Origin of the sequence: Prevotella disiens (assembly GCF_900454955.1) — a bacterium.
Taxonomy (GTDB): Bacteria; Bacteroidota; Bacteroidia; order Bacteroidales; family Bacteroidaceae; genus Prevotella; species Prevotella disiens.
In genome coordinates this window covers 2,054,692-2,081,245 of record NZ_UGTL01000001.1, presented here as the reverse complement: position 1 = coordinate 2,081,245, position 26,554 = coordinate 2,054,692, and the positions used below count along the sequence as shown (strand labels likewise).

The 26,554-nt window shown below is 39.3% G+C and carries 19 protein-coding genes and 1 pseudogene; 12 read left to right on the top strand and 8 right to left on the bottom strand.

Annotated features, from left to right (window positions below; translation table 11 throughout):
* Positions 1-55: 55 nt before the first annotated feature.
* On the bottom strand, positions 56-1,726 hold the full coding sequence (locus DYI03_RS09160) for a putative transporter (protein WP_021670176.1): 1,671 nt from the start codon (positions 1,724-1,726) through the stop codon (positions 56-58).
* A gap of 533 nt (positions 1,727-2,259) precedes the next feature.
* On the opposite strand from DYI03_RS09160, the gene DYI03_RS09155 reads away from it, so the two are divergent.
* Complete coding sequence (locus DYI03_RS09155) at positions 2,260-3,282, top strand: M28 family peptidase (protein ID WP_004356700.1); 1,023 nt, start codon at positions 2,260-2,262, stop codon at positions 3,280-3,282.
* Between the two features lie 158 nt (positions 3,283-3,440).
* On the opposite strand, the gene DYI03_RS09150 is transcribed toward DYI03_RS09155, so the two are convergent.
* From DYI03_RS09150 to DYI03_RS09140, 3 genes are all read right to left on the bottom strand, one after another.
* Positions 3,441-5,660: a choice-of-anchor J domain-containing protein gene (locus DYI03_RS09150; RefSeq protein WP_021670173.1), complete on the bottom strand. Its 2,220-nt coding sequence runs from the start codon at positions 5,658-5,660 to the stop codon at positions 3,441-3,443.
* 365 nt (positions 5,661-6,025) lie between these two features.
* On the bottom strand, positions 6,026-6,412 hold the full coding sequence (locus DYI03_RS09145; protein WP_025064619.1) for a DUF5024 domain-containing protein: 387 nt from the start codon (positions 6,410-6,412) through the stop codon (positions 6,026-6,028).
* Positions 6,345-6,896, bottom strand: a complete 552-nt coding sequence (locus DYI03_RS09140; RefSeq protein WP_021670171.1) for a GIN domain-containing protein — start codon at positions 6,894-6,896, stop codon at positions 6,345-6,347. The genes DYI03_RS09145 and DYI03_RS09140 overlap by 68 nt, the downstream gene beginning before the upstream one ends.
* 467 nt (positions 6,897-7,363) lie before the next feature.
* Between DYI03_RS09140 and DYI03_RS09135 the strand changes: the two genes are divergently transcribed.
* Positions 7,364-10,483, top strand: a complete 3,120-nt coding sequence (locus DYI03_RS09135) for a leucine-rich repeat domain-containing protein (RefSeq protein ID WP_021670170.1) — start codon at positions 7,364-7,366, stop codon at positions 10,481-10,483.
* Between the two features lie 331 nt (positions 10,484-10,814).
* Here the strand turns inward: DYI03_RS09135 and lpxB are convergent, their stop codons facing one another.
* The gene (lpxB, locus tag DYI03_RS09130; RefSeq protein WP_004356742.1) at positions 10,815-11,954 is read right to left on the bottom strand and encodes a lipid-A-disaccharide synthase; all 1,140 of its coding nucleotides are present in this window, start codon (positions 11,952-11,954) and stop codon (positions 10,815-10,817) included.
* A gap of 28 nt (positions 11,955-11,982) precedes the next feature.
* Entirely contained in the window at positions 11,983-12,756 is a 774-nt protein-coding gene (surE, locus tag DYI03_RS09125; RefSeq protein WP_021670169.1) for a 5'/3'-nucleotidase SurE, read from the bottom strand.
* Between the two features lie 110 nt (positions 12,757-12,866).
* Between surE and DYI03_RS09120 the strand changes: the two genes are divergently transcribed.
* The 8 genes and pseudogenes from DYI03_RS09120 to DYI03_RS13690 all read left to right on the top strand — a co-directional run.
* Entirely contained in the window at positions 12,867-13,634 is a 768-nt protein-coding gene (locus tag DYI03_RS09120; protein ID WP_021670168.1) for a ParA family protein, read from the top strand.
* 41 nt (positions 13,635-13,675) lie between these two features.
* Positions 13,676-14,581: a ParB/RepB/Spo0J family partition protein gene (locus DYI03_RS09115; RefSeq protein WP_004356687.1), complete on the top strand. Its 906-nt coding sequence runs from the start codon at positions 13,676-13,678 to the stop codon at positions 14,579-14,581.
* A 26-nt stretch (positions 14,582-14,607) separates the two neighbouring features.
* Positions 14,608-15,381 carry a DUF5683 domain-containing protein gene (locus DYI03_RS09110; protein ID WP_025064617.1) on the top strand — a complete coding sequence of 258 codons (774 nt, stop codon included), beginning with the start codon at positions 14,608-14,610 and terminating at the stop codon, positions 15,379-15,381.
* Positions 15,382-15,419: 38 nt separating this feature from the next.
* Positions 15,420-16,541, top strand: a complete 1,122-nt coding sequence (locus DYI03_RS09105; protein WP_021670166.1) for a lytic transglycosylase domain-containing protein — start codon at positions 15,420-15,422, stop codon at positions 16,539-16,541.
* Positions 16,542-16,575: 34 nt separating this feature from the next.
* Positions 16,576-18,876, top strand: a complete 2,301-nt coding sequence (locus tag DYI03_RS09100) for a RelA/SpoT family protein (protein ID WP_021670165.1) — start codon at positions 16,576-16,578, stop codon at positions 18,874-18,876.
* Positions 18,877-18,969: 93 nt separating this feature from the next.
* Positions 18,970-19,347 carry a transposase gene (locus tag DYI03_RS09095; RefSeq protein ID WP_004357394.1) on the top strand — a complete coding sequence of 126 codons (378 nt, stop codon included), beginning with the start codon at positions 18,970-18,972 and terminating at the stop codon, positions 19,345-19,347.
* Entirely contained in the window at positions 19,332-20,330 is a 999-nt protein-coding gene (locus DYI03_RS09090) for an IS3 family transposase (protein WP_004355165.1), read from the top strand. The genes DYI03_RS09095 and DYI03_RS09090 overlap by 16 nt, the downstream gene beginning before the upstream one ends.
* A gap of 322 nt (positions 20,331-20,652) precedes the next feature.
* A pseudogene (locus DYI03_RS13690) lies at positions 20,653-20,838 on the top strand (hypothetical protein); the annotation flags it as partial.
* Positions 20,839-20,926: 88 nt separating this feature from the next.
* On the opposite strand, the gene DYI03_RS09085 reads toward DYI03_RS13690, so the two are convergent.
* A complete protein-coding gene (locus DYI03_RS09085) occupies positions 20,927-21,214 on the bottom strand; it encodes a hypothetical protein (protein ID WP_147287677.1) in 288 nt (95 codons plus the stop codon).
* A 107-nt stretch (positions 21,215-21,321) separates the two neighbouring features.
* Positions 21,322-22,239 carry a hypothetical protein gene (locus DYI03_RS09080; protein ID WP_021670261.1) on the bottom strand — a complete coding sequence of 306 codons (918 nt, stop codon included), beginning with the start codon at positions 22,237-22,239 and terminating at the stop codon, positions 21,322-21,324.
* Between the two features lie 146 nt (positions 22,240-22,385).
* Between DYI03_RS09080 and DYI03_RS09075 the strand changes: the two genes are divergently transcribed.
* Together DYI03_RS09075 and leuS are read left to right on the top strand one after the other, a co-directional pair.
* Positions 22,386-23,300: an IS982 family transposase gene (locus DYI03_RS09075; RefSeq protein WP_036885544.1), complete on the top strand. Its 915-nt coding sequence runs from the start codon at positions 22,386-22,388 to the stop codon at positions 23,298-23,300.
* Between the two features lie 380 nt (positions 23,301-23,680).
* Entirely contained in the window at positions 23,681-26,530 is a 2,850-nt protein-coding gene (gene leuS, locus DYI03_RS09070; protein WP_021669490.1) for a leucine--tRNA ligase, read from the top strand.
* The last annotated feature ends 24 nt before the right edge of the window (positions 26,531-26,554 follow it).

Sequence of the window (26,554 nt, the reverse complement as noted above, 5' to 3'; positions counted from 1 at the left end):
TATTTTTTTTATAAACTATTTCGGTAGGAAAGTTATCCTAAGCCGTCAATTAACCTTAGAATAACAATATCATCCATTGTGCTAACATCACTCTGACAAACAATGTGAGCGGATAAATGGTGGCATAACGAATTGCTGGAATGTTGTTTTTTGAAGCATCAGGAGTTAGTGATAAGGCTGGAGCGAAGGTCATTGTTCCTGCAATAAAGCCCAATAGCGTGAAGTAATCTAACTTCAGCCAGTAGCGTCCCAAGACACAAGTAATCCATAACGGAATCAATGTGATAAGAAGCGCATAGCCCATCCAAAGGTAACCACCGTCAATCAATTTGCTAAAAAAGTCGCCTCCCACGCTCAAACCTACACATGCGAGGAAGACGGTTATACCAAATTCCTTTAACATAAGGTTGACACTTTGCGTATTGTGCGTGTTTAATTTGAAGCGAGTACCGAAGTTACTGATAAGAATAGCGACAATGAGCGTGCCACCAGAGAATCCAAACTTGACAGGCATAGGCATTCCTGCAAGCGGAATTTCGATACTGCCAATGAGAACACCTAATAATATTGCGAAGAAAAGTACGGAAAGATTAGGACGGAGAAGGTGATTAGCTGAATTGCCTAATATTTTCTCTACTCGTTTAACGTTTTCTTCTTCACCAACCAATATGACACTATCACCAATTTGGAGGTGTAAGTCATGTTTTCCAATCAAGTGAACGCCTGAACGCTGTACGCGTGATATATTAACATTGTAGATAGAGCGGAGCTTTAACTCCTCAATGCTCTTGCCATTGATAGACCCTTGTGTTACCAAACAGCGCCGTGAAATAAGTCTGTGGTCGAGTTTACCCCATAAGGCATCAGACATTTCGATTCTATGACCAATCAATGCGCAAATAATATCAACGTCTGTTTGTTCGGCAATGATTAAAAGTTTGTCGCCTTCGGTGATTGTTGTTTGAGGATGCGCCATATCTATCGTCCCAGTACTTTTGTACATGATGCGGGAAATCAAGAAATCATGCTTATCAAGCAACGTTTTTACTTCGCCAACCTTTTTGTTGTAAACTGCGGGATTGGTAACTTCCACTGAAAAAACGAGTGCGTCTTTGCGACGTGCCTTCTCTCTATCCTCAATAAGTTGCGATTCTTTATCAACTTTAACACGGAAAACCCACTTCAAACCACCTGTTGTAAGAATCATACCAACGATTGCCATTGGATAACCCAAAGCGTAGCCAATGCCAATGTCGGGTGAAATTGTTCCATTCAAGCCTTTAGCTGTTTCTTGAGTAGCACCCAAAGCAGGTGTGTTTGTTACCGCTCCTGCCATAATACCGACCATAGCCTCGATGGAAGTTCCTGAAAAATAAAAAATTAGATACGTCGTTAAGATTGCAATGAATACTGACAAGACTGAAAGCAGATTCAATTGAACGCCACCTTGTTTGAAAGTTGAAAAGAAACCTGGTCCAACAATCATGCCGATACCAAAGATAAACATTACCATTCCACTTTCTTTGACAAACGAAAGTACTGTGGGGTCGATTGATAAGCCTAAATGTCCAGCGAGAATACCAGAAAAAAGTACCCAAGTGACGCCTAAAGAGAAACCTCCTAATTTGATTTTACTAAGCAATAGTCCGACTGATACGACAAGTGCTAATACGAAAATTGATTGACCGATGCTCGTTCCTGTCAACAATTGTACAATCATATCCATGTGAAGTCAATATTTTTTGATGCTTTGCACCAACTTTTTTCTCGCTAACATCGTAGTTGGTAGACCACAAGAAAGCAGTTTGATATTTGTTGATGCGGTGCATTCTGTTTATGCTATGGAATATTTGCCACGTTTGCTGCGATGTTCACAACAAGTAGTAAATGGCTAATTGGTAATTCGGTGCAAAGGTACAACAAACTTCTTATTTCCAAAGTTTTTAATCCTTTTTTTTCTATCTAATATCGTTTTCGTTGTTATTGCTATTATCTGTATCTGACAAGTGGTTCTGCCTATAAAGCCGTTGTATCTATGGGGAAAATGGTGATTTTTTCATCAAGTACACTTGTTATTCAAATCAAAATAGTAACTTTGCAAACTATGTTGGCATCGTTTCCAATAGGACAAATGGAACGATACCACAGTATTGGGAATATTAATGTGTAAGATTTACGGCAGTTTCCCCACAGGGACACAGCGTTTAAACTACTAATAAAGGTGTAAAAAGAGTTTTGTAACGAACGAAAAGAAAAGCGATGAAAAGAAAAATGATGTATTATATGAGTGGTGTGGCAGTTGTTTTATTGGCTGCTTGCGCCTTTGGTTGTAAAGGAAAGTCTGCCAATAGCGACACGGCAGCTACTGATTCTGCGGCTATTGAAAAGCCTGTTGGACCAAAATTCAATCCAGATTCGGCTTATGCTTATACCGCAGCGCAATGCGATTTTGGTCCTCGCACGATGAATTCTGCGGCTCACGATAAGTGTGAACAATGGATTATCCAAAAGTTTAAGCAATATGGGTGCGAGGTACAAACTCAAAAAGCTGACTTAAAGGCTTACGATGGGACGATATTGAAATCGACTAACATCATTGCAAGCACCAATCCTGATGCACAACGTCGCATTTTAATCTCGGCACACTGGGACAGTCGCCCTTGGGCAGATAACGATCCCGACTCAACTAACCATCAAAAACCAGTCATGGCAGCCAACGATGGCGCTTCTGGAGTGGCGGTAATGATTGAATTGGCACGCTTGTTGCAAGCTGATAGTACGCTCAATGTGGGGGTAGACTTTGTTTGTTTCGATGCCGAAGATTGGGGCGTTCCTGAATGGGATACCGAACATCAAGCTCTATCGGGCGATAGTTGGGCATTGGGTTCAAACTATTTCTCACAGAATTTGCCGCTTGCTGTTCGTCCCGAATTTGGTGTTTTGCTTGATATGGTAGGTGGCGAAGGTGCTCAATTCTATAAGGAGGGCGTTTCAATGCAGTTTGCTTCCGATGTTGTAGACCGTGTTTGGGCAGCTGCAAAGTCGGCAGGTTTTGGCAATTACTTCCCTGATTCGCAAGGTGGAATGGTTACCGATGACCACTATTCGCTAAATAAAAATGCGAACATACCAACGATTGACATCATTCCTTATTACCCCGATTGTGCGCAAAGTACGTTCGGTCCAACATGGCATACCGTCAATGACACCATGGAACATATCGACCGCACCTCTTTACAAGCCGTTGGGCAAACGCTTATACAAATGCTTTACACCTTGTAAAGCCGAAGATAAAACAAAGAAATGCGTTCTTCTATGTTGAGGAACGCATTTTTTTATTTCCATTTAGTGAGTTTTTAATCGGGTAAGAACGTAATATTTGCGAACTAAACCATTCGTATCACGTCCTTGCAGCGTTTAAAAAACAGATTCAAACAGTCTTATTTTACAACAACTTTCTTGCCATTAACAATGTAAATGCCCTTTGCTAAACCCGAAAGCGAGGTTGTGCTGCGCTTAACAAGTGTACCGCTGATGGTGTAAACATTGAATGTTGTGTCAGCTTTGCTTACTATCTCTTCAATGCCAGTAGCCACCTTTGTGCTAACAGGGTCTGATTGCGCACCATTATCGTAAACGGCAATGACACTATAAGTATGCTCTCCGTCGGCTTTTGCCTTGTCGTCAGTGAAATTAGGCTTATCGGTTGTACCAATCAACTCGCCGTTACGATAAACATTATAAGTCTTTGCACTTACGCCAGCTTGATATTTCACGTCGTCAAGGGTAAGCACATAAGCGTTTGTCCAATCGGTTTTTCTGTGAATTGCAAAGTATTTTGCATTCTCAGGCAACTGTGATTTAATCTCCGTCCACTCAAATTTATCCAATGAATAAGTGTTTCCCACTTGTGTAAACTTCGCCAAATCTTTTGGAGAATCCTCTGTTGTATAAAGAATATCAAAGACTTCTACGCCCTTATCTGCCGAGTTTTTCATGTCGTTAGCAAAGAAACTAATTTCTTGCGCCTTACCTGAGAGTCTTGGACTGATGAGCCACATGTCTGCATTTGGTAATTCTGAACCCTTTCTATGGTAGATAGAAACGGCTGCACGCTTACCCGAATGAGGGAAAACCTTCGCAAAATTGTCTAACAATCCCTTGGGTTGCCAGTTCATAAATGCCAACTTTTCGCCTTGATGTGGATAGCTTACTTCGTCAATATCGCCGAAAGTGCCGCCATCAACGTTCTCTGTTGTCCAATTACCCATCGTGGTTGCCCATGCATCGTATGACTCAAAGTCATCGAAAGTATCTACGGTTTGCATCTTTGGAGCTGTCCATGTCAGATTAACAGGGGCGTTTTTGCCACCTTCTGCCTTCAAATTTGTTGGCGCATCAAGGGTTGCTGCATTGTAACCGATAGTTTTTTCCACCTTGTTATTGGTCATATCCTTGTCGCCTTCCATAATAATTTCGGCAATAACGTTGATGTTCTCGGTTGTAGGAAGTACATCAGCATCGAACGAAACAGGGATATTGATACTGCTCATTACGCCCACTTCGCCCTCAATAGCTTGTTCGTAAACAATTTTTCCGTTAGCAGTTACTTTCAATTTTGCGCCTTTCATGGCGTTAGCACCATTGTTTTTAACTTCCACGTTCATGGCTACTTTTCCACCCTTTTGTACTTTTTCAGGGTTTGTCATGGCGATAGCAGCATCAATTTCCAATGGGTCTATCACGTTGATATTATCAATGAAGATAGGATTCAATGAAATATCATCGTCAGCTTTGGCGATAAACTTCAATTTAAAGTACTTCTCATTCGTGAAACTTGCAGGGATTTTCACCACTGCTTGCCCCCATTTGTCGGTTGTTAGCGTGGTTGCTTGTGTGAAATCCAATGTCCAAACTTCCTTTTCTATGCCGTTTTCATGTTCCAAAACAGCCTTTACAGATGCAGGCATACCGCCTTTTCCATTGTAATTGAATACCAATACTGGCGAATGCTTGCCTTGTACTGAAATTTTACCTAAGTTACAGACTGCTTCACCATAGAAAGCAGTCATATAACGCAACGAACCATTGTCGTTATCGTAGGTGAAAGTTTTGTGCAAATTCCAAACATCACTGCCGTTAAGAGGGTCTGAAGAAATATAATATCCGTCAAAATCGGTATCGTTGTAGTTGGCAAAACTTCTGTGGAAAGGCGTTGCGTATGGTTTTCCACCTATATAATATACAAACCCCATGTTATCTTGTTTTTCCACACCATCGACAACGGGTGTTACTATCCATGCCAACGTTTGTTGTTTGTCGGCTGCAATTCTGGCATCATTAACGATATACTCCGTAACCGTACCATCTACTTCTTTCAATAGCTCAAAGTCTGTTGTTGAGAAATTATAATTAAAGATGCGATACTTGATGTTGCTTGCTGGTACATCGGTTGTTGCCACCGAGTTCCATTGCAAAGTTACCGATGATGTGTTGTCGATTAGTTTTACATCAACCGTGCCAATCTTTCCCGCAGTAAGTTTTTGAGCAACAGGTTGTTGCGCTACTTTTAAAAGTTTATGATTGGTTGTGGCATGAATCGGTAATGCCAATGACGTCAGGACAAGTCCTGACAAGAAATAGGTTTTAGTTTTGTTCATAGTTTGATTGTTTTTGTTGTTTTATGGGGGATTTTCTCTGTGAATTTCCCCTATGTTATAGAAACTTCAAAAGTACAAAAAATAGACTAAAATGGCAAATAAATATAATGGTTTTGAAAGAAATATATAAATAAAACACGAAATTTGAATAATATAAACATATTAATGCGTTATCCTTTTATCGATTCTTTCAGTAGACTTGTTGAGGCTTTGGAGTAGCTAAAGTTTGGAGCTTTTTCTGTCAAGCATCTCTTTGATTTCCAAAACAGGCTGTTTTGAAGTCCAAAATAGGCTGTTTTGAAGTGCAAAACAGGCTGTTTTGAAAATTAGTGCCAACTGGAAATTGGCGACTAATGATGTTTTTACTATTTTTGTTGCACGATGATGGTAACTTTTGCCTTGCCATCGTAGTTGCGATTGTAGCGTTTGAGCATATAGATGCGCACTTGTTGAGGCTTATTCAATACGAGTAGGGTCGTAAATTCATTGTTGGAAGCTTTATCTGTCCAACTTCCCGTGTGTGCTTCTTGCTTAAATGCCCTATAAAACGTGTTGCATTGCCCATATTCCACCTCCAAAGTCTTTACAACTTTCTCTACTTTTCGTGTTCGAGGATTGCGCTTTACGGCAGTGGTAAACGATGAACCACCCGTTGAGGAATAGCGTTCAACGAGGTTATCAATGCTATTTTGCGCTTTGATAGGGAGGATAGCAAGTAAACAAATTGCCAGTGTTATGATGTATTTCTTCATTTGTGGCATCAATATTGACACTTCCTCTGCTTACACCCGAGTTTATGAGTGTGAATTTGGAGGCTTTTATTTTGTCAATCTTGATGTTTACTACCCCTGAAAGCGTAAATTTTGTATCTGTTCCCTTCATGCTGGTTGCGTGAAAACTATTGACACCACACAAATTTATGATGTCTAATTGAGGCGAAGTAATTCTAATGGTTGCTTTTTTAGAATCTTTGATGTTCTGAATTCTTATGCCTGACTTTTCTTTAATATGCAAAATACCATTTTTATTGCTCACTTCCATAGCATCGAATACCGCACTTGGCGCAGTAATGCTTACACTATAATGGTTGCCTTGCGTGTATTCTACTTTGCCAGAAATATCAATTTGTAAACCATTGAAGCCCTTAATTTTGAAATCTTGGGTAATAAGGGTTGATGATGAAGTAATGGTGATAGCCTTACATTTCTCCTTTGGTTTTGTTGCACAACTGTTCATGACTCCCAAGAGTATGGCACAGCAAAAAATAATCGTTTCAAAAGCGTTTTATTTTGATAATTTACTTCCTATACGAGCAACAATTCGTTTTGTGACATCAAATGTATCATTTTTTTATAAACTATCCATAGTTTTATAAGATTCTTTTTTAAAGCACAATATAAGCGCTATATAATAAGGAGAAAAAGATATTTAAGCTAAAAAACAGAATAACAATGCAGTTAATATGATGATTTGTTAGGATTTAAAATAATTCTTTCCGATTTGTTTTGTTTTTTTATAATAAAGATTTATATTTGTGTCGTTTTTTCATAGAGTATAGATATTACGTCTAAATACTTTTGATGATGACTATTACTAAACGATATTATGCTGAGATATATTTCGAACAAATGACGCTTTGCTTTCTATTAGACTCTTAAACAGAGCGATTTAACAATACAGAATATTTTTTTAAATAATCAAACATGAGAAAAGTTTATCTATTATTATTTGCTTTACTGCAAATTTGCAGTTTTGCGAATGCTCAAAGTGGTAGTTATACAATTACCGCAGATGGTATCATGACAAAATGGAGCGATGCCTCAGGAGATATTGTTATCCCTGACAATGTTGTTGCCATTGCTGAAAATTGTTTTTATACGCCAGCGAGCACATCAGATGACGGCTGGGGTGGCGATGACGGCTGGGGTAGCAGTTCAAGCGAAGAAATTGTGAATACCAAAATCACAAGCATTGATTTCAAAAACGTTAAAAAAATTGGAAAGAATGCGTTGAAAGGTTGTTCAAGTCTTACCTCTATCACTGCAACAAAACTTGAAACAATTGGTGAAGGGGCATTTGACGGTTGCTCAAGCCTTGCTTCTTTGTCTCTTCCTGCTATTCAAAAAATTGGCAAAGATGCGTTTGCGAACTGTCATGGTATAAAGACAGTGGAGTTAGGTAGTGGTTTGACTTCTGTTTTAGGCAATTCTTTCAAGAGTTGTTCAGCTATGGAAAGCCTTACAATGACAGGTACTTCTACTGTTTTTACGGTTAAAAATAATGCTATTATCGACGCTAATAAGACGCTTGTTTATCTTGCTGGTGCTGCAAAAAGCATTGAATTGACTGAAAGTGAATGTACTCGCATTGGCGAAGCTGCTATGTATGGCAACAAAACATTGACGAAAATTAGTCTTCCTGGTGTTATTACAGTTGGTAATGATGCGTTTAATAGCTGCTCAAGTTTGTCAGAATTGTTAGTACCAAACCTTAAAGAAGTAGAAGATACAGGGTATATGACTTGGAATGGAGTTGGTTCTCTTAGTATTGTAGATATTCATAAAAGTGTAGATTTCAAGTCTTTTGCTTATTCAAATCCTCCTTTTGCAGACAAAGCATCTACTAAAATATTCGTTGCAGATGCTAATGTTCAGGCTCGTTTACAACAAGTTTTCAAGCATTGCCAAATCATTGTTGGTCCTGTAACACCTGATGCAGCTCAAACACACACCATTAATTTCTCTTCAAATGGTACAAATAATGAGTTTGGAGAGTTGAAAGCATGGACGACAGGTGGCATTGATGTTCTTAATAATGGTCAAATTCCTGACGGAAATATGATAACTATTCAGGCTATTCCGCGTGCAGGCTACATCATTGATAAGTGGGAGGTGAATAATCAAGTAGAAACTGCAAAGATTTCTACTTCTACTACAGGCTTTAATGCCCAACTTTACATTAATAAAAATGTAACTGAAGACCTTACTATCAAGGTTACTTTCGTAGAACAACCAAAAGGACACACTATTTTCTTCCGTTCTTTGAACCCAGCTGGTGGTACTTTGGAATGTAGAATTAAGGGTGGCGATAAGGTTGAAAGCGCAAAGGTCGTTCCTTTCAATAGTCCACTTGTGTTCACAGCTATTCCTAATCCAGGTTATCATGTAACTCAGTGGTTTGAAGAAAAGGACGTTATGGGTGATGATGGTCAGGTGCATATGATGAGAGTGCCTATCGAAGGACATGATAATCAATTGACTTACGAATGTACCTCATACGATATTTTAGATATTTCTGTAGATTTTAGTCAGAATGTAGGTTATAATACGGTTCATTTTGCTTCGTTGAATCCACAAGATAAAGTAACTGCAACTGCCGATGGTGTTGCTATTACAAATGGTGCATCAGTAAAAAAAGGTGCAAAGGTTGTCTTTACTGCTATTCCAGGCGAAGGTCGCAAGGTTGATAACTGGATGTTAGGTGATAAAGTAGTGCCTAATGAAACAGGTTTAACTTATACAATTCCAAGTTTGAATAGCAATGTTGAAGTTTATCTTATTTGTACGATTAATGAAGGTGGTGGCAGTACTGTAAACCATGAACCTACCATTGTGAATGGTCACTTGACAAAATGGAATGCAACAGGCGATGCTGTTACTCCTGCTGGTGTAGAATATATTGATGCACAAGCATTGAGTGGTTCTTCTGATTTGACTTCTTTCCATATCACTAAGGACGTTAAATATATTGGTGAATTGCCTTTCTTGTTTTGCTTCAAGCTGAATAAGATTACAGTAGACCCATTGAACCCATATTTCACAGAGGTTGCTGGTGTTGTTTACTCTAAGGACAAAACACGTTTGGTAGCTTATCCTGTGGGAAGAGAGGCTGCATCTTATGAAATTAAGGCAAATGTTACAAGCGTACAACCTGGTGCTTTCCTTACAGCAATGTATTTGGACGGTGGTGTAACTGTTGAAAATGGTAATGCTACATTTAAGGCTGAAAACGGAATTTTATACTCAAAGGACGGCAAAACAATCTACTACTATCCTACAATACCAAAGGGTGATGAAAAAATTAAGATTCAAGAAGGTGTAGAGAAGATTGGTCGTTATGCAATGGCTTATAATATTAATTTGAAAGAAGTAACTTTCCCATCTACTTTGACTGAAATTGAAGCCTATGGTATGGCTCAAAACTATTTCATATCAGCCTTTAAATGGGAAGATGGAGTAACTCCTAAACTTGAAACAATTGGTGATTTTGCTTTCTTCAACAATGGTGCTATGGTTATGTTGCAAGACATTCCTTCGCTGAAGAAGATTGGTGCAAGTGCATTTGAGCGAAATGCAGGTATGCAATCCATCTCTATTCCTAATGGTTGTACGATTGGCAAGAATGCTTTCTATAATTGTCGTGCTTTGACAGATGTATTTGTTTATAGTGTAACACCTCCAACAATTAACGAAGAGATGTTTACAAAGATACAATTCTTAGATGAAGCACGTCTCCATGTAGATGCAACTGCAACTGAGGCTTACAAGAATGCCAAAGGTTGGAATGTATTTAAGCAAATTATGAATGATGCTACTGGTATTAGCACTGTTGAAACAGAAGCTGCAAATATCGTTGTTACTGCTCAAAACGATGGTTTCATGGTTGAAGGTATGAACAATGGTCAGCGTTATGCACTTTACACTGTTTCAGGCATGAAGGTTGCAGCGGGTGTTGCAAACGGTAACAGCACATTTGTACCAGCTCAACGTGGTCAAATTTATATTTTGAAGGTTGAAGGTGTTAAGACAATCAAATTGTATTAAGCCTTATTAGATTTATAAAGATATTAAATTACGCTCCAAGTTTCGGCTTGGAGCGTTTTTTATTGTGTCTTCCTCACTTAAAGACTCGATTTTGAAGAATAAGCAATTGAATATTTATCGCTGAAAAAATAAGGGATAGAACTAATAGAGCTACTTGAGATTGCTGAGTAGTTACCTTTATTTTTACAAAATATTTTTAGTACTCTCAGCTTTACAAGTATATCCAATATGGATTGAAGTAAATGCTTTCAAAAGCAAAAGTGCCTATTTTGGTATGCAAAATAGGCACTTTTGATGTTCAAAACAATAGGTTTGGAATTTTGAAAGTTTTTTATTCGTTTTTCAACAGATGCACAATGCTAATGGCTGCGTTATCGGGTGCGCAATAATCGCCCAACTTTTCTTGCATGGTTTTGTAGTCGTCCAACATGGTTTGGCGTGCAGGTTTGTTAGGCAAGAGTTTGTAAACCTCGTTCACGATATTGTTGATTCGGAAACGTTCAGCCATTAATTCTTGTACAACCTCCTTGTTGGCAATAAGATTTACCAACGATATGTATTTCACTTTTATGATATGGTTGAAGGCAAAACGAATAAGATTAGGCAGCGGTGTCTTATAGCAAACCACTTGAGGAACATTAAATAACGCTGTTTCGAGGGTTGCTGTGCCACTCGTTACAATGGCGGTAGTAGCATGAGAAAGGAGTTGATAAGTTTCGTTTTTCACGATTTTTACGTCCTTATCGGCAATGTATTTCTCGTAAAATTTATCGTCTATAGACGGCGCACCAGCAATCACCAATTGGTAATCCTCAAACCTGCTACCTGCTTCGAGCATGGCTGGGAGGTTATCTTTAATTTCTTGCTTGCGACTACCCGACAGAATGGCGATGATAGGCTTGCTGTTCAAACCGTTACGGCTGCAAAACTCGTCTTTTGATTCGGTATATTGCGCTTTGAAAGTAGCCACCTCTTCGGCAGTAGGGTTGCCCACATAATGAATTTTATAGTTGTGTTTGCGCTCGTAAAAGTCAATTTCAAAAGGCAAAATAGAGAACATTTCCCTTACATCACGCTTGATTGCACGAATGCGCCACTCCTTCCATGCCCAAATTTTAGGCGAAATGTAATAATAAACAGGAATCTTTGTGTTCTTATGAACGTATTTTGCAATTTTCAAATTGAAGCCAGGATAGTCGACAAGAATGACTACATCGGGCTGCCATTTCACTATATCTTGCTTGCAAAGGTTCATGTTTTTAATGATTGTCGGTAGGTGTAGCAACACGGGAATAAAGCCCATATAAGCCAATTCCTCGTAGTGGCGAACACGTTGTCCACCAACTTTTTGCATAAGGTCGCCCCCAAAGAAACGAAACGCTGCCCCTTCGTCGAATTTACGAATAGACTCCATGAGCCGTGATGCGTGTAAATCGCCCGATGCTTCGCCAACAATCAAATAATATTTCATGCCTTTTTCTCCACAAATTTATTCATTTTTATTCTTCTTCCCAACCCTTCATAGCATTCAAAACATCGTAATCGGTAACGTCAATGCGTGTTGGTGTAACCGTAACATAGCCGTTTGCCAAAAAATATTGGTCGCTATCAGTCGCCGTTGGTTCGTCATTTCTGTATTCGCCCAACATCCAATAATAGTTGAAACCTCTTGGGTGGCTGCATTTTAGCGTTTCGTGAATCCAACTACCGAAGCCCATTCTACATACTTTTAAGCCTTTAAATTGGTCGGTTGCAGGAAAGTTTACATTCAAGCATACTCCCTTTGGCAAACCGTTTTCCAAGACTTGTTTCACGATTTTTACAACATAGTGGCGCAAATGGTCAAGATTGGCATTGGGATTGTAGTCGCACGATGAGAAAGCAATGGCTGGAACATATTTTAAACAACCCTCGCGAGCAATGCCCATCGTACCGCTATAATGATTGTTTACCGAAGAGTTGTCACCATGATTGATACCTCCTAAAACCAAATCGGGGCGGCGACCCTTTAAAATTTGCTCAAATGCAATCTTTACACAATCGACAGGCGTACCTGAACACGACCAAACTTCGCAATTTGGAATGTTGTTCCTTTGGGTTAAACGCAGCTCATCGCTTGCCGAAAAAGCACACGAGTAGCCCGAACGAGCACCCTCTGGCGCACAAATAACTACTTCGGCAAAATCGGAAAGGAACGAGGCTAACGTGCGAATGCCTACCGATTGGTAACCATCATCGTTAGATATGAGAATAAGGGGTCGCTTAAAATTCATAATTTTTATTTTCTTTTGACTGCAAAAATACGAAAAAAGGTTTATAAATACGGCTTTCTCATTGAAAATATGTATCTTTGTCGGCAAAACAATTTAGGAAAATCAGGAAAATGGGAAAAATAATCGCAATGGCAAACCAAAAGGGTGGTGTTGGAAAAACAACCTCTACCATCAATCTTGCCGCATCTTTAGCAACACTTGAAAAGACTGTTCTTGTTATTGATGCCGACCCACAAGCTAACGCTTCAAGTGGTTTAGGTGTTGATATTAAGGAGGTTGATTGCTCGTTATACGAATGTATCATCAATAATGCTGATGTTCGCGATGCCATTTACACGACCGATATTGAAGGAATGGACATTGTTCCAAGCCACATCAACCTTGTTGGTGCAGAAATAGAAATGTTGCAAATTGACAATCGAGAGCAGGTTTTAGAACGCTTGTTAGCTCCTATCAAGAACGATTACGATTATATTTTAATTGATTGCAGTCCATCTTTGGGTTTGATAACGGTGAATGCACTCACAGCAGCCGACTCAGTTATCATTCCAGTGCAATGCGAATACTTTGCATTGGAGGGTATTAGCAAATTGTTAAACACCATAAAAATCATAAAAAGTAAGCTCAATCCGAAATTAGAAATAGAGGGATTCTTGCTCACTATGTACGATAGTCGTTTGCGATTAGCACGCCAAATTTACGACGAAGTGAAGCGACATTTCCAAGAATTGGTCTTTAAGACCGTTATTCAGCGCAACGTTAAACTCTCAGAGAGTCCAAGTCATGGTTTACCAGTGATTCTTTACGATGCTGAATCGACAGGTGCTAAAAACCATTTGGCATTGGCAAAAGAAATCATAGAGAAAAATAAGCAATAAAAACGAACATAGTTTAACCTCCAGAAGTCTTAAAAATAAAAATGGCTGTACATAAAAAATACAATACAAACACAAAAACATCGGCATTAGGACGTGGCTTAGATGCTTTAATTTCGACCGAAACAGTAAGCACACAGGGCAGTTCTACTATCAACGAAGTGCCAATTAGTCAAATAGAAGCAAATCCAAACCAACCACGAAGAGAGTTCGACCAAGTGGCATTGGAGGAATTAGCCAATAGCATCAAGCAATTAGGATTGGTGCAACCCATCACTTTGCGACAAATTGACGATAACAAATATCAAATAGTAGCAGGTGAACGACGCTGGCGCGCCTCACAATTAGCAGGATTAACAGCCATTCCTGCTTACATACGCACCATAAAAGACGAGAACGTAATGGAACTCGCCTTGGTGGAAAACATACAGCGCGAAGACTTAAATGCCATAGAAATAGCACTTGCATACGAACATTTGCAAGAGAAAAGTGGCATGACACAAGAAAAAGTTGCCGAAAGAGTAGGCAAAAGTCGTGCTGCGGTTACTAATTATCTTAGACTTTTGAAACTTCCAGCACAGGTTCAAATGGCATTACAGAAGAAAGATATTGACATGGGACATGCTCGTGCATTGCTCTCTTTGGACAGTCCTTCGCTGCAATTGAAGCTATTTCACGAAGTAATCAAGAACAATTACAGTGTGCGTAAGGTGGAAGAACTTTGCCAACAACTCAAAAATGGCGAGGATATAACGACTGCAAAAAAGAAAATCGCAGCCAAATCAAAACTTCCAGAAGAGTTTAATCTGTTGAAAAAACGATTGTCTGACTTCTTCCAAACAAAGGTTCAAATGAGTTATGGCGCATCGGGGAAGGGCAAAATCAGCATTCCTTTTGCATCAGAAGAAGAACTTTTACACATTATGGAAGTAATGGACAAACTTAAATAAGTGTTCGCTGACGAAGGAAAAAATAAGTGAAACGAATAAAAAACATATTCAGTACCACGCTGCTTGTGTGCTTATTTTCAATGATTTGTAACAATAAAGCTGTTGCACAAGTGGTTTATGGAGATTCTGTAAAGGTGATTTACCCTGATAGCACCACCTCTACGACCATTGTTGGTGTACCTATTGAAAAGCAAGAACGCAAGTTTGAACTCACCACAACGAAGGATACTAAGCTGAAAAACCTTGCCAAAAAGGATAGTATTAAGCTGGCTAAGGACTGGAGCAAATGGCGTCCAAATCCTAAAAAGGCACTTTGGCTTGCTATTGCATTGCCTGGTGCAGGACAAATCTATAACCGTAAATATTGGAAATTGCCTATTTTTTATGGTGGAATAGCAGGTTGCGTGTACGCCATAACTTGGAACAATCAGCAATATCGTGATTATCAAAGAGGATATTTAGACCTTATGGACGATGATCCCAATACGCAAAGTTACAATAGCTTCCTCCATTTGGGAACTAAGATTACGGAAGAGAACAAAAGTTACTACCAAAATGTATTCAAAAAGCGTAAAGATAAATTTCGCCGTTGGCGCGATTTAAGCATTTTTGCAGCGGTTGCAGTCTATGCTTTATCGGTTATTGACGCTTACGTTGATGCTTCGCTTTCCGATTTTGATATTTCCGACAATTTGTCGCTACATATAGCACCAGCCATTTTAAACGATAATTCGTTTACCTCCAATAGAAATCCATTCAAAAGTTCGGCGGTTGGCATAGGTTGCAGTCTGACTTTCTAATGTAAAGGAAGGCAGATTTTCACCAAAAACAATAATTAATGTTCAAAAAAAGAGAGATAATTACCTTTGCATTATTTGCGTTTGGAGCTTGTGGAATACACGCTCAACAACAAACGGTTACCGATAATCGTGGCAAAACAATGCAAGTTTACATACCACAAGCAGAAGAAAAAGATTACGAAATAGAAGTAGAATACAGCAATACCAAATTCTACAAACAGCAGAATAATGGGTATGGAAGCCACAATGGCGCAGAAACTGAAGACGAAGCTGCTACAATTAGTCATTTATTGAGCCGAGTTTCGGGTGCGATGCAACTGACTTACCACCCCGAAGTACAGAAATACATCGACAGATACATAAAACAGGGACGGCGTTCAACGAGTTGTTTGTTGGCAAGAGCCGATTATTACAACCCAATCTTTGAGGAAGCGTTGTGCCATTATGGCTTGCCGTTAGAATTAAAGAATCTCCCTGTTATTGAATCGGGACTCAATCCGAAGGCTATTTCGGGCAAGGGTGCAGCTGGTTTATGGCAACTGATGCCTGCAACAGGCAAGCAATATAATTTAAAAATCAACAATTATGTTGATGAAAGATTAGACCCTATCAAGTCATCGTATGCTGCTGCAAAGCTATTGGGCGACCTTTACCAACGATTTGGCGATTGGACTTTGGCATTAGCAGCCTACAATTGTGGACCAACACGCGTGAGTGTAGCCATAGAAAAGGCAGGAGGAGCAAGCGATTTTTGGCAGATTTATGAATACTTGCCCAAAGAAACACGGGGTTATGTACCCGCTTTCATTGCAGCAAACTTCGTGATGAACTATCACGCTGATTACAATATTATGCCAGAATCAACTGGTTTGCCTGAACAAATAGGGAAAGTGGTGGTTACAGAAGATATACCATTGGCAAAAATAGCCAATTTAGTGGACATGGATTTGGCTGATTTAAAAACACTAAACCCTCAATACCGACAAGGAATAGTAAAGACTATCGATGGAAGTGCCACTATTTTATTGCCAGCAGAAAAGGCAAAACGTTTCACAGATAATGCTATTTCATTGACTCAAAACAATGAAATCAAAGACAAGCAACCCACTGATATAGCTGCAAAAATCGTTGGAAAACAACAGCATAGAACCAATAGTTAAAACAGAAAGCCAATATTAACTGAGGAGAAGCAATATGGAAAAAGAGAAAGAAGTAGGCGGAATCGACGAAGCAAAAGAAGATAAAATCATTGAAGATGCGTTCCAACATCTCCTTGATACCTATTTAGCATCGCCACATAGAAAAAAAGTAGACATCATAACGAAGGCTTTTCACTTTGCCAAACAGGCGCATAAAGGTGTAAGACGCCTATCGGGTGAGCCTTATATCCTACACCCTATCTCTGTTGCACAGATTGCTTGCGAAGAAGTTGGCTTAGGTTCTACAAGTATTTGCTCTGCCCTTCTACACGATGTTGTGGAAGATACCGACTATACGGTTGAGGATATTGAAAATATTTTCGGCTCAAAAATCGCAATGATAGTCGATGGTTTAACCAAAATTTCAGGTGGAATTTTTGGCGACCAAGCCTCTGCACAAGCTGAAAACTTCAAAAAACTGTTGCTCACAATGAGCGATGACATTCGTGTTATCCTCATTAAAATTTGCGACCGCCTCCATAACATGCGTACTTTGGCTTCGCAACCTGCCAACAAACAATATAAAATAGTGGGCGAAACGCTTTATATTTATGCACCATTGGCAAATCGTTTGGGACTCAACAAGATAAAAACAGAACTCGAAGACCTTAGTTTCAGTTACGAACACCCTGAAGAGTACAAAGCCATACAAGCCAAAATTGCTTCTACACAAGCACAACGCGACATGCTTTTCGATAATTTCACAGCACCTATCAAGGCAGAACTCGACCGAATGGGGCTTAAATACGAAATCAAAGCGCGTGTAAAAAGTCCATTTTCAATATGGAATAAAATGCAAACCAAGCATGTTCCATTCGAAGAAATTTACGATATTTTGGCGGTACGCATTATCTTTACACCTAAAAACAGACAGGAAGAAGCCAATGAATGTTTCCAAATTTATGTAGCAATCAGCAAGCTTTATAAGAGCCACCCCGACCGTTTACGCGATTGGGTGAACCACCCGAAGGCAAATGGATACCAAGCTTTGCACGTTACACTGATGTCTAAATTGGGACAATGGATAGAAATTCAAATCCGTTCCGACCGCATGGACGAAATTGCAGAACAGGGTTTTGCTGCACATTGGAAATATAAAGAAGGACAAGAGGTAACCGAAGATGAGGGCGAATTGAACGATTGGTTGCACACCATCAAGGAAATTCTCGATGACCCACAACCCGATGCAATGGATTTCCTTGACGCTATCAAGTTAAATCTATTTGCTTCCGAAATATTTGTCTTCACGCCAAAAGGAGAAATCAAGATGATGCCAGCTGGGTGTACTGCTTTAGACTTTGCATTCCAAATACATACATTCATCGGAAGCCATTGTATTGGCGCAAAAGTAAACCATAAACTCGTCCCATTAAGCCACAAATTGCAGAGCGGCGACCAAGTAGAAATTCTTACTTCGAAGGCACAACGAGTTGAAGAATCATGGATAAATTTCGTTTCAACAGCAAAGGCAAAGGGCAAAATTTTAGCAATTTTACGTCGTGAAGGGCGTGAAATACAAAAAGAAGGCGAAGAGAAATTAGAAAAATGGCTACAGAAACACGATTTCCAAATGACCACTTCAGTTCTCGATAAACTTTGCGATTTACACCAAATGAAGAAACATGCCGACTTGTTCATAGCAGTTGGACGCAAATCACTTATATTAGGTGAGTCGGACATTGACGAATTACATGGAAGAAATCGCTCCAAGAAAGGCTATCCGTCCTTGGCTTGGCGCAAATATGTACCTTTCCTAAAAACCAATAAAGGCAACGAGAAACAAGGAAACGCATTAGCCAACCCAAAAGTTGTGGGCGGTTTGATTGTTGTAGACGAAAAAATCAATAAGAAAAAACCTATCTATATCAACGAAGATAACATAGAACGCTACATTTTCCCAAATTGTTGCCACCTAATTCCAGGCGATGATGCCTTAGGATTTATTGATAATAACGGTCATATAGAGATTCATAAACGTGCTTGTCCAGTGGCTGCCAAACTGAAAGCCAGCTATGGCTCACGCATTCTTGATGCCAAATGGGATATGCACCGCAAATTATTCTTCGATGCAGCAATCGAAATTCGTGGTATAGACCAAAAGGGAATGTTACGTGAAGTTGCCAATGTCATTTCCGACCAATTAGGCATTGATATGCGAAAAATTACCCTCAATAGCGATAATGGTATCTTCGGTGGAACCATAGAATTAGGTGTACACGACCGTGACGACGTAAAACTCATTATGGATAGTCTGAAAAAAATAGAAGGAATGCAAGCCGTACTAGAAGTATTGTAGAAATCATCGCATCGTATCTATTATTTCATTTCCAAAACTGTCTTATCCTGAAATTTCTATACACATTTTCGGTGCATAAAATGAGTAAGAAATATGGTAAAAAATCGGAAACATTACAGTGATGAAGCTCGTTTAGGTTTGGTTCGTTTGTATTACGAATCAGGTTTGAGTAAGTCTAAGTTTGTTAAATTGCACAACATTTGCAATGTAACTCTCTTAAGTAGTTGGATAAAGCGTTACGCTTGTGAGAAAAAAGGCTTACCTTTGCCCTCTGAATCATTCGATATAGACATGGCAAATATAAGTAAAGAGGGTTATCGTAAAGAGTTGTCGGAATTGAAAAAGCAGTATGCAGAGTTAGAAAAAGCCTTGGAAATTTCTCGTTTAGAGACCAAAGCTCGTGATATGCTCATTGATAAGGCAGAAGAATACTTTAACATTTCAATCAGAAAAAAATGTGGGGTCAAGTAGCCACTTCACTGGTCAAGCAAGACAACCTCAGTGTTACGCTTGCTTGTAAGCTATTTGACCATCATCGTCAGTCTTTTTACCAGTTAAAGTCTGATATTGAAAAGGATATTGCCAACGAGCGTCGTGTACTTGAAAGTGTCTGCGAAATTAGGGCGGAAGACCCTGGTATCGGTGCTTATAAGCTTTGGCTCATGATGAGAAACATCTATGGTTATGAGGCAGTTATGGGTCGTGATCGTTTCTATGTCCTGCTTCGCAGACACAAGTTGATGCTTCCTCCCCCTAAGGTACGGCATACGACCAACTCCAATCATCGTTATCATAAATGGAAGAACCTTATAAAAGGCATTTCTCTAAACTCTGCCAACGAACTATGGGTAGCCGATATAACTTATATTTGGACGGCTCAAGGCGTTTGTTATCTACATCTTATAACTGATGCCTACTCCCATAAGATAATAGGTTGGGTATTAACCGATACCTTAAAAGCAGCCATGTCAATAGAAGCCCTCCAACAAGCCATCGACCAAGCAGTTCAAAGCACAGGTAATAGCTGCCTAAAGGGACTTATCCACCACTCCGACCGTGGCGTACAATACTGCTGCGATGCCTATGTTGAAGTCTTAAAATCGTATGGTATATCCATCTCTATGACAGAAGATTACAAGCCCACCGATAACGCCATAGCCGAACGAGTAAATGGTATTATCAAAGAAGAATACGTTTATCGTACCCACCAATTTGCAAACCAAGCACAAGCAAAAGAAGTTATCGGACGATACATACAATTCTATAATAACAAACGCCCCCACATGAGCATCGGCTACAAAACCCCTGCCATGGCGCATCAAGAGAAAGGACCACAACAAAAAAAGTGGAAAAAGAAAAAATATGATAAAAAACAAGAGACGAAAGAAAACAAAATTGTAACTTTACAGCGACAAACAACAAGTCAGGGGCAAAGCACATGCCAGCAACCCTGATAAGAAAGAAAAAAATTGCATGCCCCATTGAGGGGCATACAATTTTGACAAACAACAAGTAGGGGGTCAGCAAGTCCAGCTCTCATACTTTAAGTGCAACTTTAGGACTCTGTCTACTAATTTAGTATAGCAAAAAAGAAAGTGTATAGAAAGTTAGTTTATATAGCCTAAAAGTGTATAGAAAATTTAGGTAAAGTCAAACAGCCTGTTTCATAACTCAAAAGAGCCTATTTTACACCTCAAAACAGCCTATTTTACACCTCAAAACAGCCTCTTTTTAAAAATAGTAATCCAAAAAATTGATATTTAATTGAACCTTTAAAGAAAAAGCAGTCGTTTGAAGAAGTTCATATTACACTTCATTAACGTACCTGCCAAATGGATTAAGACGGGAAGGAGATACGTCTTAAACCTATACACACTTCCAAAAAGTATGATATCAAGATTTTTAAAGAGTAGCTTCAAACTTTTTGCTGAATTTTATCTTCCCCATTCCCTATGGGTGTAAGGGAGCTTGTGGTCAAATAACCAGCCTATTTGTGATAAGTTGAGCAAAAAAATAACACATCGAACTTTCTCATAGGAGTAAATGAGGCTCAAACAAGTTTTGAAACAAACAAGGAAATTGTTTGCGGAAATAAGGCACTTACAAAAATATCTGCACTTGACGAGTTTTGTTCAGGATAGGTTTTGATTATCTCAGAAACTATTAAATCTGTATTGTCTGCCTTTACTTTATATAGGCATGGGTGAGAGGTTTTGCGATTCTTTACCCTGTCTACATAAACATAAACCCCATTACTAATTTGATTTTCAGAAAAACACCTCTCCATTTGATTGATGTTTTGTATTGCAAAGTAATCTAAGTCATTATCTGCAGCCATATAAACGAATATAGCGTTTTTCTCGGAATACCTAACTATACCATCATCTTCAGAGCAACTCAATAATAGCACTAACAAAAGGCAGCATAACATAAATTTAGTATGTATCATTCTCGTTGAAAAATCTTAAAGGTATCAATTCCCTTCATTCCCGAAGTTGTATTAATAAACCAAATCTGTCCGGAGTTCCTTACAAAAGACTCAGGTTGTATTTCTCCATAAAATTTTATGTCTAAACGAGCTAGACCTTTGTACTTTTGACATTTTAAATCATAGTCGTTGTAGTCTGCAAATAGAGTTTTGCCATGGCTATATTCCTCTTTGTAGAAATTCATTATTTCTCGAATAGTATGCTTTATAGGTTTAATACCAATATTCTTAGCATAGGTACTTTCTACGGTTGTAAGCTTCCCATTCACACAATCCCCAATACTTAGCAAGATATAGTACTGGTTAATTTTAGAAAGTTCAGGCTTTAGTAAATATAAAATAGGAATACCTTCTGAATTAATAGGAGTTGGACTTTCTTTTACAACCTTGGTTTTATCTATCTCATTTAAATTGGTGAAATTATGGTATTCTTTTAAATTCGCAGGGTTATGGAACACAAGAGGCTGGTTACCGATTACGGCATACTCAAGGACTGTCGAAGACAAGTTCTTGATTGAAAGAAAATCTGCTCCGTTTTCTTGATAGTCTCTTTTCAAGGTAAGCTGGCTAAAAACGCTTTTCCCCGAATGTGTACCAACAATACTGTCATAGGAGACCAAGACGTTCTCTCCACCAATCACGCAAGGGGTAGAAATCCTCTCTGTTTTGACTTCGTTTTGACCATTATTGCCCAATATACTATAATGCACTTCCACTTCTCCGGGAATATCATCTTTTGTGGTTATTGCAATATAATTATGCCGAAGAATAGTTGTTTTGCGTACTCCTTCCTCTAAATCAACCTTTGTACATTGGGAAAACAATATTGTAAGAAAAAGCCAAACACACAATTGTAGCGGGAAGATCTTCTTCATTTTGTTACATCTTTAAATTAATCCCAAACCATTAACCAAGGATTACCCCAGTTCGGGATAAGAAATAGTTCATAAAAAAGTTGGTAGTCTCACAAATATTTTGTATCTTTATAGGTGAAAATCAATTAGTTACAAAAATATTTGATATGACTGCCGATTACAAAGTTACAGAATTATTTTGTATAATAGACGAGTTTTGCAAACATTTTGATGCAGAAAATGCAGGAAATCTACTTGAAGACAATAGCGGAGTCAAGCGTAGACGTCGCCAAGCGTCGTTGTCCGACAGTGAAATCATGACCATTTTGTTGTATTTTCATTTTGGTACATTCCGCAATTTCAAGCATTACTATCTGTTCTTCGTCAAGGGTACGATGAAGTCTTATTTTCCGAAAGCCGTGTCGTACAACCGCTTTGTGGAGTTGGAAAGCCGCGTGTTCTTCCAGCTCATGTTCTTCCTTAATCTGAGAGCTTTCGGAAGATGTACCGGCATAACATTCGTTGATTCCACGATGATACCCGTATGCCATAATCTCAGGAGATATGCCAATAAGGTATTCAAGGGAATTGCCACTGACGGAAAAGGAACAATGGGTTGGTGCCATGGCTTTAAGCTCCACCTTGCGTGCAATGACAGAGGCGAGATAATAGCCTTTGTCCTTACAGGCGCAAATGTCAGCGACAAGGATCCGAATGCGTTCAAGGTTCTCGCTAAACGACTGTACGGCAAGCTGTTCGCTGATAAAGGCTATATTTCACAGAAGCTGTTTGACTTCCTCTTTGAGGATGGAATACAGCTGGTGACAGGGTTGCGCGTAAACATGAAAAACAAGCTGATGCCGTTCTATGACAGAATGATGCTGCGCAAGAGATACATTATCGAAACCATTAACGACATGCTGAAGAATACGGCACAGATTGTACACTCACGCCATAGATCTGTAAGCAACTTTATCATGAATCTTATTTCAGCATTGGGAGCATATTGCTTCTTCGACAACAAGCCAAAGGCATTGCAGGGATACTGCATCGAAGACACCAAACAGCTGTCACTATTCTAAGGGCAAAACAATTTCTTTCAGCCTTCTGTTATTACCCACTCCTAATGGTATGGGGAGGAGGCGTATTCACGCTGCATTTATATCATATTAGACACTCAGTTATCCCGAACTGGGGTAAAAAAATAACACATCGAACTTTCTCATAGGAGTAAATGAGGCTCAAACAAGTTTTGAAACAAACAAGGAATTTGTTTGCGGAAATAAGGTAATACCTTAATTATTAGGAAAAAATACTTGTTAGCCTATCATTTTTTTGTAATTTTGCAAATTGGAGGGTTATGTACTCCCGTCATTTATGGAAATGAACGAGTGCATTGCTGTTATTTTTGCTTTTTGATAAGCATTCTACGCGAAATAAATAAAATAAAAAAGATATAAGAATGGAATACAACTTCACAGACATTGAGAAGAAATGGCAGAAGAAATGGGTTGAGAACAAAACCTATAAGGTTGTTGAAGACAAGAATAAAAAGAAATTCTATGTACTCAATATGTTCCCATATCCATCGGGAGCAGGCTTACATGTGGGACACCCTTTGGGTTATATTGCAAGCGATATTTACGCAAGATACAAGCGTTTGCAAGGTTTCAACGTCCTTAATCCTATGGGATATGATGCCTACGGATTGCCAGCCGAACAGTATGCCATTCAAACGGGGCAACACCCTGCTATTACAACCGATAAGAACATTGCACGCTATCGTGAGCAATTAGACAAAATAGGGTTCTCGTTCGATTGGGAACGTGAGATTAGAACCTGCGACCCTAAATATTATCATTGGACACAATGGGCTTTCCAACGTATGTTTGAATCGTATTACGATAATAACGAGGGCAAGGCTAAACCTATTTCTGAGCTTGTTCGCCACTTTGAAGAGGAGGGAACGCTGAATTTGAACGTAGCGCAAGGTGAAGAAAAGATGTTCTCGGCTCGCGATTGGATAAGCATGAGCGAAAAGGAACAACAAGAAACGTTGATGAATTATCGCATTGCTTATCTTGGCGAAACCATGGTAAACTGGTGTCCAGGGCTTGGAACTGTGCTTGCCAACGATGAAGTTGTAGACGGAGTGAGCGAGCGTGGCGGTTATCCTGTTGTTCAAAAGAAAATGAAACAATGGTGCTTGCGTGTGTCAGCATACGCTCAACGTTTGTTAGACGGCTTGGATAAAGTGAAATGGTCTGACTCTATGAAGGAAACCCAACGCAATTGGATTGGTCGTTCAGAAGGTACTGAAGTGGTTTTCAAAGCTGTTACACCTGTTGGAAGCGAAGAAGTAGAACACGATATTACTATTTTCACCACTCGTGCCGACACCATGTTTGGCGTAACATTTATGGTACTTGCTCCTGAAAGCGAGTTGGTTGCCGACTTAACAACCGAAGAGCAAAAGGCGGAGGTAGAGGAATATTTAGCGTATGTGAAGAAACGTACCGAATTAGACCGTATGAGCGACCGAAAAGTAACAGGCGTTTTCACGGGCTCTTATGGTATCAACCCTTTCACAGGCGAAAAACTCCCTATTTATATTTCTGAATATGTGCTTTCGGGCTACGGAACAGGCGCAATCATGGCTGTGCCAGCTCATGATAGCCGTGATTATGCGTTTGCAAAACATTTCAATCTTCCTATCCGTCCATTGATTGAAGGGGCTGATGTATCGGAAGAAAGTTTCGATGCAAAGGAAGGTATCGTCATCAATAGTCCTGAAACACCTACCGAAGGCGGTTTCTCTTTGAACGGATTGACCGTGAAAGAAGCCATTGCGGCGACTAAAAAATATATTACCGAGCAAGGTTTGGGCAAGGTAAAAGTAAACTATCGTTTGCGTGATGCAATCTTTTCACGTCAGCGTTATTGGGGCGAACCATTCCCAGTTTACTACAAAGACGGTATGCCTTATATGGTTCCACAAGAATGTTTGCCAATAGAATTGCCTGCTATCAATAAGTTTGAACCAACCGAAACGGGCGAACCACCATTGGGACGTGCTGAAATATGGGCTTGGGACGAACAGAATAAGAAGATTGTAGAGAAATCTTTGGTTGATAACAAGACTATTTTCCCATTGGAAATGAACACAATGCCTGGTTTTGCAGGTAGTTCAGCTTATTATCTTCGCTACATGGACCCACACAATGATGAGGCTTTGGTAGGCAAAGAAATAGACGAATATTGGCAAAATGTAGACCTCTATGTCGGTGGAACAGAGCATGCTACGGGGCATTTGATTTACTCTCGTTTTTGGAATAAGTTCCTTCACGACTATGGTTATAGCTGTAAAGAAGAACCATACGAAAAGTTAGTCAATCAAGGAATGATACAAGGACGCTCTAATTTCGTTTATCGTGTCAATTCAGACGACCATTCTAAAGCACCAGTTTTTGTAAGTTTAGGCTTGAAAAACCAATATGAAACAACGCAAATCCACGTTGATGTAAACATTGTTCATGCTGATGTGCTTGATGTTGAAGCCTTTAAAGCATGGCGACCAGAATATAAAAACGCTGAATTTATACTCGAAGACGGCAAATATCTTTGTGGTTGGGCAGTAGAAAAGATGTCAAAATCAATGTTCAACGTGGTTAATCCTGACGTGATAGTGGAACAATATGGTGCTGATACCTTGCGTTTGTACGAAATGTTCTTAGGTCCTGTTGAGGCAAGTAAGCCTTGGGATACCAACGGAATAGACGGTTGTTTCCGCTTTTTGAAGAAGTTCTGGAAGTTATATCAACAAGAATTGAACGACAACGAACCTTCAAAAGAATCGTTGAAGAGTGTTCATAAGTTGATAAAGAAGGTGTCTTACGATATTGAACAATTCTCTTACAACACGGCAATATCAGCTTTCATGATTTGTGTAAACGAGTTGGGACAGCAAAAGTGTAACAATTGTGGTTTATTGCGCAGTTTGCTCATCACAATCGCACCATTTGCACCACACATTGCCGAAGAACTTTGGGAAGTAATAGGCGAGAATGGTAGTGTTTGCGATGCTCAATGGCCTGAATATAACGAAGAATATTTGAAAGAAAGTGAAGTACAACTTACCATTTCTTTCAATGGTAAAGCACGTTTCCAAATGACTTTCTCGGTTGATGCAAGCAAGGAAGAAATAGAAAAAACGGCATTGGCAGACGAAAGAACAATAAAATATATTGACGGAAAAACTATCGTTAAGGTGATAGTAGTACCGAAAAAGATTGTAAACATTGTTTGCAAGTAATAATAACAAAGCGCATTCTTGGTT